We start from the raw sequence: 13,442 nt of genomic DNA on the forward strand, positions 1-13,442 counted from the left end.
GCCCGAGGTGCCCTCCGTTCCGAGCGAACTCCTGCGCTGGGCGACGTGTGGCCCCAGACGCCTCAGCTCAGTGCCCGCAGCCCCGGAACGAACGCCACCAGAACCGGAACCACCGGTACCAGCGCCGCGGCCGCCGTCAGCCGCAGCCGCCGTGCCGCAGTGAGCCGGCCCGGGGGAGTGAGCAGCCGGTGCACCCGCTGGGGGACGTGGGCTTGCGGGGCGGGGCCGGGGCCGAACACTCCCCGGCCTTCGTTGAGTTCCACCAGGGCCAGCGCCGTCGTCACCCGGCCGAAGCGGCGGGAGGCCATGTCGTCGGCGGCGAGTTCGACCAGTCGGTGCATCTCGTCACGGAACGCGGCGAACACCGGCACCTGCGGGAACCCGACGGCCAAGGCGGCCGAGCAGTGCAGCAGCCAGTCGTGCCGGGCCTGCGCGTGGCCCTCTTCATGGGCGACGACCGCGTCCAGCTGACGACCCTTCAGGCGGCGCAACGCGGCCGTGGTGACGACGAGTCGGGGCGCCGCACCCGACAGCCACCAGGCGTCCGGCCGCTCGCCCTCCAGCACCACCAGCCGACCGGTACCGGGCTCCTCACCCGGCAACAGCGGCGCACGCAGCAGGACTTCATCCCGTCGCTGCCGGCTCCGGGCCCGCGCCCGCACGATCTCGCGGATCAGCATCGCCGCGGTCCAGACGGCACCACAGGCGAGAGCCACGGCGGTGGCCGCCGCCCAGGAGCCGGTCGCGCCGAACGCGTAGGCCTCCACCACCCCTTGCGGCGCCGGGGCGAACACATGGCCGCGCACCGCCTGCCAGGCGGCCGCCGCGCTCAGCGTCATCGACAGCGCGCAGCACAGCAGGACCGCCGCCACCACGCACTGCCAGACCCACAGCGCCACCACCGGTTCCCGGTCCGGCCATTCGGCCCGGGCGAGAAAGCGTGGGGCGGCGACGGCGGTCAGGGCGCCGAGCAGCAGCAGGAGCGCGGGGACCATCATGAGCAGCACCCTACGAGCGCCGGGCTACGCACGGGTACGGCTTGTCACGGCAAAGTGACACAGCCCACGTTTGTCGGTAGCCGGGCCTCACGCGGCGGACGTCTCCGTGTCCCTACAGCGTCAGGAGCATCGCGAGCATCCCGATCCCCATCGACAGCCGGCACGCCCGCGCCAGCTCCGGCCGGTCGCTCCAGCCGGCCGGCGTGCCGCCCCCGGCTATGACGGCCACGGGGAGCAGCCGGACGCCGGAGACCAGGACGTACCCGGCGAAGTACAGCAGCAGCACACCGGTCACCAGTGGCACTCCCGCACCGCCGTGTCCGTGACCGTGGCCCGCCGTGGCGGTCGCGGGGGAGTCCGCCATCACGACCGCCATGTAGACCATGGCCGCCGCGCCCAGCGCATGATGCAGATGACGGTGGCCCGTTCGCGCCGACCACAGGGCACGCAGGGCGGCGCCGCCGAACACGGCCGCGTAGACGGGCCAGGCCCAGGGCGGGGGCGTGAACACCGCCCCGGGAACGGCCATCACGGCCATGCCGAACCCCATCAGCGCCTCGCCGCCCGCGGCCCGGCGCTGTTCCTCGACGCTGCTGCGCAGCCGCGACAGGCAATAGACGCCGGTCGCCGCGCACAGCGCGACCAGCAGCCAGCCGGGCGAAGCCGGTCCGGTCACACGCACCTCCCCGCTCGACGGTCGGTCACCGGATGCGATGCCCGGGTCACCCGTCGCGCACGCGAGCGCATGGATGTACACGGGGAGCATTTGCCGGAGCACGGCAGATGGAGAGTGAAGCCCGGCGGCGGACAATGTATTTCACGAGTAAAACACCTGTTAACATGGTGACCCATGAGCAGTGCACCCTCCCGAGGCCTTCCGCTCGCCGGCGTACTGCGCCTCGGCCGGCCCTCCGACATCTGGTTCAAGCCCGCCCTGAGCGTGGTCGCCGCGGTCGCCCCGCCGAACCTGGTCCTGCTGGCGATCGGACGGCTGGACCTGGCGATGTACACGATGGCCGGGTCGCTGTGCGCGCTGTACGCCCACAACCGGCCCTACGCCGCCCGGTCCCGCGTTCTGGCGTGGGTGGTGCTTGGCATGACCGCCGGCCTGGCGATCGCCCTGGTCGCTGCCGCGCTGACCACGAACGCCGTCGTGCTCGTCACCGTCGGCGCGCTGCTGGCCGCCGCGCAGAAGACGCTGTGCGACGCGACCCGGATCGGCCCGCCGGGCAACGTGGTCCCGGCCTTCGTCACCTCCGCCGCGCTGTTCGTCCCGCAGACTCTCGGCCAGGTGCCCGCCCATGTGGGACTGGCGCTGGCCACCGGCGCCTGGGCGTGGCTCATCGGCATGGCTCCCGGACTCCTGCGCCCGCACGGCCCCGAGCGCCGCGCCACCGCCCACGCCCTGACCGCGGCCGCGGCCTACACGGAGGCGCACTCCACGTCGCAATCCCCGACGCGCACCACGTCGCAATCCCCGTCGCGCACCACGTCGCAATCCCCGACGCGCACCACGTCGCAATCCCCGACGCACGCCACGGATGCCGACCACGCTCACGCCAAGGCCCGGGCCGCCGCGGCCGCCGCCGTGCAGGCCGCCTGGCAGTCGCTGCTGTCGCCCGGTGGGCGTTCGGCCACCCGCCGAGCCCTTGAACGCCTCGTCGTCCGGGCCGAGGTGGCGCTCTCCGCGCCGGCCGACTCGGATCCGACGCGCCTGCGGATGTGGGCACGGGAGCTACGGGGCGCGGGAGGCGTCCCGGGTGTGGACGACCTGCCGGGGGAGGCAGACGAACTCCTCGGCACGGACCTCGAACTCGCCACCCCCGCCCGCCCGTTGCGGAGCAGGCTGGCTCCGCTCGCGCCCTTCGCGGTGCGTACCGCGCTCGGCTGTGCCCTCGCCGGATACGCCTCCCTCGCACTCGGCGTGGGCCGACCCTCCTGGGCCCTGGTCACGGCGGCCTCCCTCTACCAGGCCAACCTCGCCCTCACCTGGAGCCGGGCCGTCCAGCGCGTCGTCGGCAACCTCGTCGGCGTCCTCGTCTTCGCCGCCGTGGCACCGCTCGCCCACCTCCACCAGGCGGCCCTCGTGCTGTGCTGCCTCGCCTTCAACTTCGGCGCCGAAGCGCTGATCAGCCGCAACTACTGGCTCGGCAGCGTCTGCGTGACGCCCATGGCCCTCCTCGTCACCGAGTTCGCCCGGTTCCAGGACTCCGGGCAGCTGATCACCGAGCGGGTCGTGGACACCCTGGTGGGCGCCCTGGTGGGCTTCGTCGCCGCCGTCGCCGTGACCAACCGGCGCGCCGGCGACCGCCTCGAACAGGCGCTGACCGCCGTGGAGCGCTCCCGCGAGGACGCTGCGCGACTGCTGACCGAGCGACAGCCCGCGCCCCGCGCACTGGACTCCGCCCGCCGCGGCCTCGCCACCGCCCTGGTCGACCTGCGCGCCACCGCCGACGCGGCCTCCGGGGAGTGGTGGGGGCGTGCCCTGCCCCAGGAGGGGGTCGTGGCGGCCGAGCGCGCCGGACACCGTACGCTCGCCGCGACGGTGCGCCGCCAGGGCCTGCTTCCGGACCGGCGGACGAACACGACGACGGAGGGCGTACGGCCATGACGGCATCGAAGGCGGACATGACCACCGGACCCGACACCGTCGCCGCCGTGGTGCGGCAGTGGCAGGCCGTCCACCCCGGCTTCGACACCGGACCCATGGAGATCATCGGGCGCGTCAACCGCTGCGCCGCCCTGCTGCAGCAGGCCGAGGACGCCCCGCTGCGCCGCGCCGGACTCACCCGCCCCGAGTTCGACCTGCTCGGCGCGCTGCGCCGCACCGGGCACGAGCTGACGCCAGGCGAGCTGGCCCGCGAGACGTTCTCCTCCGGGGCCGCCGTCACCAAACGCCTGAAGCAGCTGACCGAACGCGGACTGGTGGAGCGCCGCGGCGACACCCGGGACCGGCGTGTGGCGCACGTCCGCCTCACGGACGACGGGCGCGCCCTTGTCGACGCGATACTGCCCGATCAACTCGCGTACGAGACCACCGTGCTGTCCAGCCTCGACCCGGAGCGCCGGCATGAACTGGCGGGACTGCTCGGCGCCCTGCTCGGCCAACTGGAGGGCCGCCTGGGGGGCGGACTGCGTGTCTGACCTCCCCGTGGGCGAGACGGCCTGTCAGCCCTCGTCGGCGGCCCGGTACACGCCGAACACCGCGCCCTGCGGATCCCGCAGGACCGCGATCCTGCGACCGCCGGACATCGTCCTGGGCTCCATGAGGGCGGCGCCGCCCGCGCCGGTCGCGGTCGCCGTCGTGGCGTCGACGTCGTCGGCCGCGAAGTACGGCAGCCAGTGGGGCGGCACCTCGGGCGCGAACTTGTCGTCCATCGTGACCATCCCGCCGAAGTCGGCGCCCGCCACGCCCCACTGGGTGTAGTGCTCCGAGGCGTTCACGGTCCAGCCGAACACCGTCGTGTAGAAGTCCCGCGCCCGCGCGGGGGCACGAGTCATCAGTTCCACCCAGCCCAGCGAGCCGGGCGCGTTGAGCAGCCCGGCACCGCGGAAGGCGCGGGCCTGCCACAGCTGGAAGGCGGCGCCGCCCGGATCGACGGCGACGGCGAAGCGCCCCACGTCGAACACGTCCATCGGGCCGACGAGGACCTTCCCACCGGCCTCCGTGACCAGCCGTGCCGTGGCGTCCGCGTCGGTCACCGCGAACGACACGTTCCACGCCACGGGCTGGGACTCCTGGTACAGCGGGCTGAGCGCGGCGACCGCCGCGTCCCCGAGGTGCGCGACCGTGTAACCGCCCGCCTCCTGCCGCGGGTCCCGCTCCGGGCGCCAGCCGAACAACGCGGCGTAGAACCGCCCCGCCGCCTCCAGATCGGTGGTCCCCAGCTCGGCCCAGCAGGGCCCGCCGGTCACCGGCTCGTCGAGCTTCATGGCACTCCTTCGGACAGGGTCGACCAGGGTGACCCCTTCCGCACGCTAGCCCCGCCATCCGTCCTCGGCCATCCGGGGCCGCACCGCGTCGCGTGACCGCCTCGCGACGACACTCCGACCGGAGTTCCCGCGTGCCCGAGGTTCGCCCGTGCCGCCGCGACGACCGTGACCAGCTCATCGGAGTGGTCGATCCGCGCGCGGACCACCGGGACGCCGAGGCGATCGAGTGGTTGGGGCACCGGCCGCCGGCCTCCTTCTGGCCGCACTCCGGGGAAGCGACGGCACTGCTGATGAGCGCCTGCCCGGCGCGGCTCGCCCAACCGGCGGGTACGGGCTGCCCCGGCCGTGGCCGCACATCAGCGCCTCTGCGGAGGCGCAGGCTTCCGGCCCACCGGCGACACGAAGGTGCCGCGATCGTCCCGCTCGCCGCGGCCGGCTCGCTGCTGGAACTCGTCGGCCTCAGATCCCCGGCCGATACCGCAGTGGGTGGTCGGCCGGTACCTCCACCAGCACGATCCGCGTCCCGTCCGGATCAGCGATCCACATCTCGACCAGCCCCCACGGCTCCTTCACCGGCGGCCGTACGATCTCGACGCCCTTGGCCCGCAGCTCGTCGTGGGCCGCGCCCACGTCCGCGACCTGGAGCCACAGCCGTACCGCCGGGGACGGCGGCGTCTCCGAACGCCCCGCGATCTCCAGGAAACCCCCGCCGAGGAAGTAGACGGTGCCCCGATCCGCTCCCGTCCCGAACTCCCGGTAGACGGCGAGGCCCAACTGGTCGCTGTAGAACGCACGCGACCGCTCCGGGTCGGTGGGACGGATCAGGGTCCGGCTGTTCAGTACGTGCACCATGCACCCGGAGCCTAGTGGTGGCGCTACTCTCATCGGTGCCCGAGACGTGCCGAGAACCGGAGATTCGCCCATGGAGACCGCCGAGACCGCCGAGAGCCCCGACCTCGGCCTCACCTTCCGGGACGCCACCGACTCCGACGTGGACGCGCTGGTCGCCCTGATCGAGTCGGCGTACCGGGGCGACTCCAGCCGGGCGGGGTGGACGACCGAGGCGGACATCCTGGAGGGGCAGCGGACGGACCCGGAGGGGGTGCGGGCCGTCGTCAAGGCGCCCGACAGCCGGCTGCTGACCGTGGAGCGGGAGGGCGGCATCGTCGCCTGCTGCCAGCTCGAACACCGCGGCACCCACGCCTACTTCGGCATGTTCGCGGTCAGCCCCTCGCTCCAGGGCGCGGGCCTCGGCAAGGTGATCATCGCGGAGGCGGAGCGGCAGGCCCGCGCGAGCTGGGGCGTCACGGAGATGCACATGACCGTGATCTCGGTCCGTGACGACCTCATCGCCTGGTACGAGCGGCGCGGTTACCGCCGTACGGGACGGATGACCCCGTTCCCGTACGGCGACGAGCGCTTCGGCATTCCGCAGCGCGACGACCTGCGGTTCGAGCTGCTGGTCAAGGAACTCACCTGAGCGTCACGCCGTGAAACGCCCGGTGCGCTTGATCTCCGGGAAGTCGGTGGTCGCGCCGTCCAGCTCCAGCGCGCGTACGAGCCGCAGGTGGTCCTGTGTGTTCACCACCCAGCCGATGATCCTCAGGTCCGCCTCGCGGGCCTTCTCGACCACCTCCAGGGTGAGCCGGCGGAGGTTGAGACACACGGTCCCGGCGCCGACCGTCACGGCCCGGTCCACGATGTCGGTGCCGAAGCGGCTGCCGATCAGCGCGGTCCGCACCCCGGGCACCAGGCGGGCGATCTCGGCGATCGCCTCGTCGTGGAACGAGGACACCTCCACCCGGCCGACCAGGTCCCGCCGGATCATCACCTCCGCCAGCGCCCGCGCCGCCTGCACGTCCTTGATCTCGGCCTGGAGCGGCGCCCGTACCGCGTCCAGCACCTCCTCGAAGACGGGGATGCGCTCACCCTGTCCCGCGTCCAGCGCGCGCAGCTCGGCGAGGGTCTTCTCGGCGATCGGCCCGCTGCCGTCGGTCGTGCGGTCCACGTCGGTGTCATGCATGACGACGAGCGCGCCGTCTTTGCTCAGGTGCAGATCGAGTTCGATGGCGTCGAGACCGGCCTGCTGGGCGGCGACGAACGATCGGAGGGTGTTCTCGGGCTCGACACCCATGACTCCGCGGTGACCGATGGTAAGGAGATTCAAGGTTCGACTCGCTTTCCGTCGACGGCGGCTCGGCGCGCGCGGAGGGCCGGGCCGGAGCGGACGGCACCGTTCGCGCGACAGATCCGCAGCCTAACGGCCACGCCCCGCGATGAACCCGTGCCTGCGCGGGCCATCCGTGTGGCGCCCGGAGCGGGCCTGGCCGGTACTCGTCATGGCGGTCACCCGGGGGCGGGCGAGTCTCCTCCCTGTTGACCATCGGCGGATTAAACCGCTGCAGCGATGGCGGACAGGAAAAAGTGCGGTGAAGATGGGGGGAGGGCAGGATAATTTCCCGGGTCCGCCCTTGCTGAAAGGAACCTCGTATGCATACGGTGTCTTGACGCTAGGTTCTCCTGTGGAGGATGGGACATGACGGAAATTCTTGTGCAGGTGGGTTCGGAGGAGCGGGTTCCTCCCGTGACCAGGGTCGTTGAGCACCCTGCATGGCCCGTGCTCAAGGATGCCGTGGAGCAGATCCGGCCATGGCAGTCGAAGGACGGGTCGATCGACTTCGAGGCCGAGGGTGCCCCCGACCCGGCGGACGCCGAGCTCGCCGTTCGGCGTGTCGTGCACGCCGTCGAGGCGCTGTCCCCGCTGCTCCCGCACGACGCCGACTACCACGCGGCGCTCGTGAAGGACCTGCACCGCTGGGCCGACGGCGGTTTCCGCGTGCCGGACTTCCTCGACTCGCTGCTGGCCTTCCAGCCCGCCGCCGACCGCCGCGACGGCCTGCAGCACCTGGTCGTCTTCCCGATGTACACGCAGAACGGCAACCCCGACCGCAACCTCGAGGCGGTCGTGCTGCGCATGGTCTGGCCCGAGTGGCTGGCCGAGCTGGAGCGCACCCGCTACGACAACCCGCTGTTCTGCGGCATCACGTTCGAGGACTTCACGGCCGGGTACGACACCAATTCCGCCGTCCTCTTCCCGGAGACCATCGCCGTGCGCGAGGCCCCCGAGCGCTTCAGCTGGGGCGGCATCTTCTGCGACCGCGAGGCCGCCCGCTTCCGCCGCGTGACCGACGCCGCCGTCGAGATCCTCGGCATGGACCTGCCCGAGGACGTCGCCGCCATGGTCCACGACCAGAAGCGCTGCGAGGAGGCCTTCGTCCTGTGGGACATGGTCCACGACCGCACCCACAGTCACGGCGACCTGCCGTTCGACCCCTTCATGATCAAGCAGCGCCAGCCGTTCTGGATGTACGGCCTGGAAGAGCTGCGCTGTGACCTCACCGCCTTCAAGGAGGCCGTGCAGCTGGAGGCGGACGGCGTGCCGCAGGCCCGTGACGTGCAGTACGCGGTGCTCTTCGACCGGATGTTCCGTTTCCCGGTCACGGGCGAGCGCGTGCGCAACTACGACGGCCTCGGCGGCCAGCTCCTCTTCGCCTACCTGCACAAGCACGACGTCGTGCGCTGGACCGACAACAAGCTGTACATCGACTGGCAGCGCGCCCCGCAGGTCACCAACGAGTTGTGCGCCGAGATCGAGAAGCTCTACCGCGACGGCATCGACCGCCCCAAGCTCGTCCACTGGTTCGCCGGCTACGAACTCGTCGCCGACTACCTCGCCCCGCACCCGGGCTCCAAATGGGCCAAGGGCCCGGACGCCCTCGACGTGACCCAGCCGCCGCGCAAGCTCGTCGATGACGTGCTTCCGGACGAGTTTCCGCTGAGCATGTTCTATGAGGCACTGTCCAAGAAGCTGAAGAACGTGATCGCCTCCACCAAGGGCATCACGGCGGACAACGCCGAGCGGGTCGCCGCGTGAGCGACCGCGGAACCGAGAACACTGCTGCTCAGGAGGCGAGGAACATGACGGGGAACGGGGCTCTCAGCGGTGCGGTGATCGCGGTGGCGGGCGCGGGCGGGCCTGCGGGCCGGGCGGCGCTGCTGCGCCTGGCCGAGGCCGGGGCGACCGTCGTCGGGGCGGACAACGATCCCGAGCGGCTCGCGGAGGCCGTGGACGCCGCGCGCTACGCCTCCGGCGGCGCCAGCGTCACCGGTGAACCGGTCGACCTGCTCGACCTGCAGTCCACCCGCGACTGGGCCACGCACATCGAGAAGGACTTCGGCCGTATCGACGGCCTCGTCCACCTCGTCGGCGGCTGGCGCGGCAGCGAGACGTTCATCAAGACCAGCCTCGACGACTGGGACTTCCTCGAACTGCTGCTCATCCGCACCGTGCAGCACACCTCGCTGGCCTTCTACGACGCGCTCCAGCGCAGCGAGCGCGGACGGTACGTGCTGATCAGCGCCGCGGGCGCGACGAAGCCGACCGCGGGCAACGCCTCGTACGCCGCGGCCAAGGCCGCCGCCGAGGCCTGGACGCTCGCGCTGGCCGACGCCTTCCACAAGGCCGGGGGCGCCGACGGGCCGACGTCCGCCGCTGCCATCCTGGTGGTGAAGGCGTTGGTGCACGACGCGATGCGCGCCGAGCGGCCCAACGCGAAGTTCGCGGGCTTCACGGACGTCGAGGACCTCGCCGAGGCCATCGCCGACGTCTGGGAGCAGCCCGCCGCCGAAGTGAACGGAAAGCGTCTGTGGCTGACCGAGAAGCCGTGAACCCCCCGAAGACCGACGCGCGTCGCCATCACGACCCGGAGGTCCGCGGTTTCGCCAGTGACAACTACGCCGGGGCCCACCCGGAGGTGCTCGCCGCCCTGGCCCTGGCCAACGGCGGGCACCAGATCGCGTACGGCGAGGACGACTACACCGAGAACCTCCAGCGGATCATCCGCAGCCACTTCGGGGCCACGGCGGAGGCGTTCCCGGTCTTCAACGGCACCGGCGCCAACGTCGTCGCGCTCCAGGCGGTCACCGACCGCTGGGGCGCGGTGATCTGCGCCGAGAGCGCCCACATCAACGTCGACGAGGGCGGCGCCCCGGAGCGCATGGGCGGCCTGAAGCTCCTCACCGTGCCCACCCCGGACGGCAAGCTCACCCCCGAGCTGATCGACCGGCAGGCCTGGGGCTGGGACGACGAGCACCGCGCGATGCCGCAGGTCGTCTCCATCACCCAGAGCACCGAACTCGGCACCCTGTACACGCCCGACGAGATCCGCGCCATCTGTGAACACGCCCACGCGCACGGCATGAAGGTGCACCTCGACGGTTCCCGGATAGCCAACGCGGCGGCCTCGCTGAACGTCCCCATGCGGACGTTCACCAACGCCGTCGACGTCGACATCCTCTCTCTGGGCGGGACGAAGAACGGCGCGCTGTTCGGCGAGGCCGTCGTCGTCATCAACCAGGACGCCGTCCGCCGTATGAAGCACCTGCGCAAGCTGTCCATGCAGCTCGCCTCCAAGATGCGCTTCGTGTCGGTGCAACTGGAGGCCCTGCTCGCCAAGGACCTGTGGCTGCGCAACGCCCGCCGCTCCAACGAGATGGCGCAGCGGCTGGCCGAGGGCGTACGCGCGGTGCACGGCGTGGACATCCTGTACCCGGTGCAGGCCAACGGCGTCTTCGCGCGGCTCCCGCACGACGTGAGCGTGCGCCTGCAGAAGCGGTTCCGGTTCTACTTCTGGGACGAGGCCGCGGGCGTCGTGCGCTGGATGTGTGCCTTCGACACCACGGAGGACGACGTGGACGCGTTCGTCGCGGCGCTCAAGGAGGAGATGGCGCGCTAGCCGACACGTTGCATAGATATGCGGTCATCCGAAAATTGATTGACTCTCGGGTGGCCGCATTCCTATGCTCTGCGGGTATGCAGCTGATCCAGAAGACCCCTGACCTGTCCGCGTACTTGGCAGCTGACGAGGTCATCGACCACCATCATCCGCGTGTACGGGAGACCGCCGCCCGCCTCGCCAAGGACGCGGTGGACTCGTATGCCTATGCGCGGCTGGCCTTTGAGTTGGTGCGCGACACGATCCCGCACTCGCAGGATTCCGGTGACCCGCGCGTCACCTGGCGCGCCTCCGACGTCCTGGAGCAGGGCACCGGCATCTGTTACGCCAAGGCACACGCGCTGGCCGCGCTGCTGCGGGCCGAGGACATCCCGACCGCGCTGTGCTACCAGCGACTCGGACACGACGACGGGGACGGATTCGCCGTGCACGGACTGGTCGCCGTACGGTTCAACGGGGCCTGGCACCGACAGGACCCCCGGGGCAACAAACCGGGCGTGGACGCCCGGTTCTCGCTCGACGGGGAGCGGCTGGCCTTCGTCGCGGACGCCGCGTCGGACGAGGTGGACTACCCCGTGTTGTACGCCGTACCGCACCCGGCCGTCCTGAGCGCCCTGAAAGCCGCCCCGGACCGGTCCTACCTCTGGCGGACACTCCCCACCGCACTGTGAACTCCGTGAACCGCTGGGGGAGTTCAGACTCCAGGGGCAGGCTGGGTCAGCGTGCCTCGGCCTCGCGCACCTGCTCGGGCGTGGGAGCGGTGCCGCCCAGGTGGGCCGGCATCCACCAGGTGTCGTCGGCGTCCTTGGGGCGCACCGGGTAGGCGCGCTGAGCGGCCTCCAGCAACTCCTGGACACGCTCGCGCAGCTGCCGGGTGAGCGCGCCCGCGTACTTGTCCCTGGAGGCCTCGATCGCCTCACCGACCCGGATGGTGATCGGGGTGTGGCTGCGCTTGAAGTTGCGCGGGTGGCCCTTGGTCCACAGCCGCTGGGTGCCCCACACCGCCATGGGGATCAGCGGGACGCCCGCCTCCTGGGCCATCCGCACGGCACCCGACTTGAAGCTCTTCAGCGTGAACGACTGCGAGATCGTGGCCTCGGGGAAGACCCCGACGATCTCGCCGGAGCGCAGTGAGTTCAGGGCGTGCTGGTAGGCCGCCTCGCCCTGGTTGCGGTCCACGGGGATGTGCTTCATCCCGCGCATCAGCGGACCGGAGATCCTGTGCCGGAAGACGGACTCCTTCGCCATGAAACGAACGAGACGTTTCTGCGGGAGCGCCGCCATACCGTTGAAGATGAAGTCCAGGTAGCTGATGTGATTGCTCACCAGCACGGCGCCGCCCGAGCGCGGGATGTTCTCCGATCCCCTGCAGTCGATCTTGAGGTCCCAGGCCTTGAACAGCGTGCGGGCGAGACCGACGACGGGGCGGTAGACGAGTTCTGCCATGGGCGGAGGTGGACCCTTCCTTCTCTCCGCCGGGGAAGGGGCTCCCGGCGAGAAAGTTACGCAGCCGTAGGTTTACGGCATCTCGCAGATCGTGCCCGAAGAACGGCCGGGTAGCCAGTCCTGGTGCCCGCGCGGCGCGAGATCCTCGTCACGTCGCCCCCTTGATCACCTCGGTCTTTTAAAGCGCCTTTACTCCGCGCGTACGGATGCGCGTCGGACGAGCAGGTACATCTCGCACCCCAGGCAGTACCCGAACGAGGCGTTGAGGAAGGCGGCGGCCAACGCGGCCCCGGTCGCCGCGAGTCCCAACCAGGCGGGCCCCAGAGTGAATCCGACGAGACCCACGCCGGCGAAGAGCAGCCCCACCGCCTGTGCGAAACGCGGCGGTTCGGGTGCCTCGAACTCCGTAGGCGGTCCGAGCCGGGGACGTACGAGCTTCTTGAAGAGCAGCCCGTACGGTGAGCGGGTCACCCCGCCCGCCGCGCCGAGCGCGAACGCCAGCGTCTGCCAGGCCAGCAGCCAGGCGCTTCCGGTGACCAGCACGACCACGAGAACCACGGTCGTCACGGCCGCACCGAAGCGCGGCCCTCTTGCGTCGATGTCCATGGATCCAGCATCGCGTGGCCGAAACCATTCGGGGAGTCGGGAATCTTTGCAGTCTCGTGAATGCTTTCCGGACAATGACCGGACTTGTGGTGTGTGTGGCGGTGCTGGCGGTGGCGAGCGCCTACGGAGTGCTGCATCGGCGGCGGAGCGGGAGGGTACGGGTGCGTGGGCGAGACGACGGAAAGCGGCTCCGGGCAGCCGCGTTGGGCGCGGAACTGGGGGAGCGCGCCACGCTGGTGCAGTTCTCCAGCGCCTTCTGCGCGCCCTGCCGGGCCACTCGGCGCATCCTCGGCGAGGTGGCCGAACTGGTCCCGGGCGTGACCCACGTCGAGATCGACGCCGAGGCGCACCTGGACCTCGTCCGTGAACTCGAGATCCTCAAGACGCCCACCGTGCTGGTCCTGGACGCCGACGGCCGGGTGGTGCGGCGCGCCACCGGCCAGCCGCGCAAGGCCGATGTGATCGCGGCCCTCGGGGAGGCGGTGTGAGGTCCGAGCCCCGGACGGTGAGGGATCTCTCGTATGCCGGGACGTACTTGACTGTGCATGCCATCTGTCATCAGCCTGGCCGTATGCCTACGGAACTCCTTCTCCTCGGGCGGGTCCGCGGTCACCAGGCACCCTCCGTCCGCCGCGCGACCGGGCGTTGTCCGGGCTGTTGAGCA

The 13,442-nt window shown here is 71.3% G+C and carries 15 protein-coding genes; 8 read left to right on the forward strand and 7 right to left on the reverse strand.

Going from position 1 to position 13,442, the window contains the following annotated elements; translation table 11 throughout:
- Positions 1 to 62: 62 nt before the first annotated feature.
- Both IG99_RS20460 and IG99_RS20465 read right to left on the reverse strand, forming a co-directional pair.
- Positions 63 to 998: a M56 family metallopeptidase gene (locus IG99_RS20460; protein WP_037676209.1), complete on the reverse strand. Its 936-nt coding sequence runs from the start codon at positions 996 to 998 to the stop codon at positions 63 to 65.
- A gap of 112 nt (positions 999 to 1,110) precedes the next feature.
- Positions 1,111 to 1,674, reverse strand: a complete 564-nt coding sequence (locus IG99_RS20465) for a DUF5134 domain-containing protein (RefSeq protein ID WP_037676037.1) — start codon at positions 1,672 to 1,674, stop codon at positions 1,111 to 1,113.
- Positions 1,675 to 1,848: 174 nt separating this feature from the next.
- Here IG99_RS20465 and IG99_RS20470 point away from each other — a divergent pair, with 174 nt between their 5' ends.
- Positions 1,849 to 3,609, forward strand: coding sequence for an FUSC family protein (locus tag IG99_RS20470; RefSeq protein ID WP_037676038.1), 1,761 nt, complete (start codon positions 1,849 to 1,851; stop codon positions 3,607 to 3,609).
- Positions 3,606 to 4,142: a MarR family winged helix-turn-helix transcriptional regulator gene (locus IG99_RS20475; RefSeq protein WP_037676039.1), complete on the forward strand. Its 537-nt coding sequence runs from the start codon at positions 3,606 to 3,608 to the stop codon at positions 4,140 to 4,142. The genes IG99_RS20470 and IG99_RS20475 overlap by 4 nt, the downstream gene beginning before the upstream one ends.
- 24 nt (positions 4,143 to 4,166) lie before the next feature.
- Here the strand turns inward: IG99_RS20475 and IG99_RS20480 are convergent, their stop codons facing one another.
- Positions 4,167 to 4,931: a VOC family protein gene (locus tag IG99_RS20480; RefSeq protein WP_037676040.1), complete on the reverse strand. Its 765-nt coding sequence runs from the start codon at positions 4,929 to 4,931 to the stop codon at positions 4,167 to 4,169.
- 459 nt (positions 4,932 to 5,390) lie between these two features.
- The gene (locus IG99_RS20485) at positions 5,391 to 5,783 is read right to left on the reverse strand and encodes a VOC family protein (protein WP_037676041.1); all 393 of its coding nucleotides are present in this window, start codon (positions 5,781 to 5,783) and stop codon (positions 5,391 to 5,393) included.
- A gap of 70 nt (positions 5,784 to 5,853) precedes the next feature.
- On the opposite strand from IG99_RS20485, the gene IG99_RS20490 reads away from it, so the two are divergent.
- A complete protein-coding gene (locus IG99_RS20490) occupies positions 5,854 to 6,411 on the forward strand; it encodes a GNAT family N-acetyltransferase (RefSeq protein ID WP_037676043.1) in 558 nt (185 codons plus the stop codon).
- Positions 6,412 to 6,414: 3 nt separating this feature from the next.
- Here the strand turns inward: IG99_RS20490 and IG99_RS20495 are convergent, their stop codons facing one another.
- Positions 6,415 to 7,098 carry a glycerophosphodiester phosphodiesterase gene (locus tag IG99_RS20495; RefSeq protein WP_078947805.1) on the reverse strand — a complete coding sequence of 228 codons (684 nt, stop codon included), beginning with the start codon at positions 7,096 to 7,098 and terminating at the stop codon, positions 6,415 to 6,417.
- A gap of 369 nt (positions 7,099 to 7,467) precedes the next feature.
- Here IG99_RS20495 and IG99_RS20500 point away from each other — a divergent pair, with 369 nt between their 5' ends.
- From IG99_RS20500 to IG99_RS20515, 4 genes are all read left to right on the forward strand, one after another.
- Positions 7,468 to 8,865, forward strand: a complete 1,398-nt coding sequence (locus IG99_RS20500; protein WP_037676047.1) for a DUF6421 family protein — start codon at positions 7,468 to 7,470, stop codon at positions 8,863 to 8,865.
- A gap of 44 nt (positions 8,866 to 8,909) precedes the next feature.
- On the forward strand, positions 8,910 to 9,659 hold the full coding sequence (locus IG99_RS20505) for an SDR family oxidoreductase (RefSeq protein ID WP_037676048.1): 750 nt from the start codon (positions 8,910 to 8,912) through the stop codon (positions 9,657 to 9,659).
- On the forward strand, positions 9,656 to 10,726 hold the full coding sequence (locus tag IG99_RS20510; protein WP_037676049.1) for a threonine aldolase family protein: 1,071 nt from the start codon (positions 9,656 to 9,658) through the stop codon (positions 10,724 to 10,726). Before IG99_RS20505 ends, IG99_RS20510 begins: the two co-directional genes overlap by 4 nt.
- Before the next feature lie 77 nt (positions 10,727 to 10,803).
- The gene (locus tag IG99_RS20515) at positions 10,804 to 11,397 is read left to right on the forward strand and encodes a transglutaminase domain-containing protein (RefSeq protein ID WP_037676051.1); all 594 of its coding nucleotides are present in this window, start codon (positions 10,804 to 10,806) and stop codon (positions 11,395 to 11,397) included.
- 46 nt (positions 11,398 to 11,443) lie between these two features.
- Here the strand turns inward: IG99_RS20515 and IG99_RS20520 are convergent, their stop codons facing one another.
- Complete coding sequence (locus IG99_RS20520; protein ID WP_037676052.1) at positions 11,444 to 12,172, reverse strand: lysophospholipid acyltransferase family protein; 729 nt, start codon at positions 12,170 to 12,172, stop codon at positions 11,444 to 11,446.
- A 189-nt stretch (positions 12,173 to 12,361) separates the two neighbouring features.
- On the reverse strand, positions 12,362 to 12,778 hold the full coding sequence (locus IG99_RS20525; RefSeq protein WP_037676054.1) for a DUF4395 domain-containing protein: 417 nt from the start codon (positions 12,776 to 12,778) through the stop codon (positions 12,362 to 12,364).
- A 74-nt stretch (positions 12,779 to 12,852) separates the two neighbouring features.
- Here IG99_RS20525 and IG99_RS20530 point away from each other — a divergent pair, with 74 nt between their 5' ends.
- The gene (locus IG99_RS20530; RefSeq protein WP_078947806.1) at positions 12,853 to 13,266 is read left to right on the forward strand and encodes a thioredoxin family protein; all 414 of its coding nucleotides are present in this window, start codon (positions 12,853 to 12,855) and stop codon (positions 13,264 to 13,266) included.
- Positions 13,267 to 13,442: the final 176 nt, after the last annotated feature.

The organism is Streptomyces griseus subsp. griseus (assembly GCF_000720255.1).
GTDB lineage: Bacteria > Actinomycetota > Actinomycetes > Streptomycetales > Streptomycetaceae > Streptomyces > Streptomyces griseus_I.

Coding starts and splice junctions, on each gene's coding strand:
- IG99_RS20460 (WP_037676209.1), bottom strand. CDS start 998: ATGATGGTCCCCGCGCTCCTGCTGCTGCTCGGCGCCCTGACCGCCGTC.
- IG99_RS20470 (WP_037676038.1), top strand. CDS start 1,849: ATGAGCAGTGCACCCTCCCGAGGCCTTCCGCTCGCCGGCGTACTGCGC.
- IG99_RS20475 (WP_037676039.1), top strand. CDS start 3,606: ATGACGGCATCGAAGGCGGACATGACCACCGGACCCGACACCGTCGCC.
- IG99_RS20480 (WP_037676040.1), bottom strand. CDS start 4,931: ATGAAGCTCGACGAGCCGGTGACCGGCGGGCCCTGCTGGGCCGAGCTG.
- IG99_RS20485 (WP_037676041.1), bottom strand. CDS start 5,783: ATGGTGCACGTACTGAACAGCCGGACCCTGATCCGTCCCACCGACCCG.
- IG99_RS20490 (WP_037676043.1), top strand. CDS start 5,854: ATGGAGACCGCCGAGACCGCCGAGAGCCCCGACCTCGGCCTCACCTTC.
- IG99_RS20500 (WP_037676047.1), top strand. CDS start 7,468: ATGACGGAAATTCTTGTGCAGGTGGGTTCGGAGGAGCGGGTTCCTCCC.
- IG99_RS20505 (WP_037676048.1), top strand. CDS start 8,910: ATGACGGGGAACGGGGCTCTCAGCGGTGCGGTGATCGCGGTGGCGGGC.
- IG99_RS20515 (WP_037676051.1), top strand. CDS start 10,804: ATGCAGCTGATCCAGAAGACCCCTGACCTGTCCGCGTACTTGGCAGCT.
- IG99_RS20520 (WP_037676052.1), bottom strand. CDS start 12,172: ATGGCAGAACTCGTCTACCGCCCCGTCGTCGGTCTCGCCCGCACGCTG.
- IG99_RS20525 (WP_037676054.1), bottom strand. CDS start 12,778: ATGGACATCGACGCAAGAGGGCCGCGCTTCGGTGCGGCCGTGACGACC.
- IG99_RS20530 (WP_078947806.1), top strand. CDS start 12,853: ATGACCGGACTTGTGGTGTGTGTGGCGGTGCTGGCGGTGGCGAGCGCC.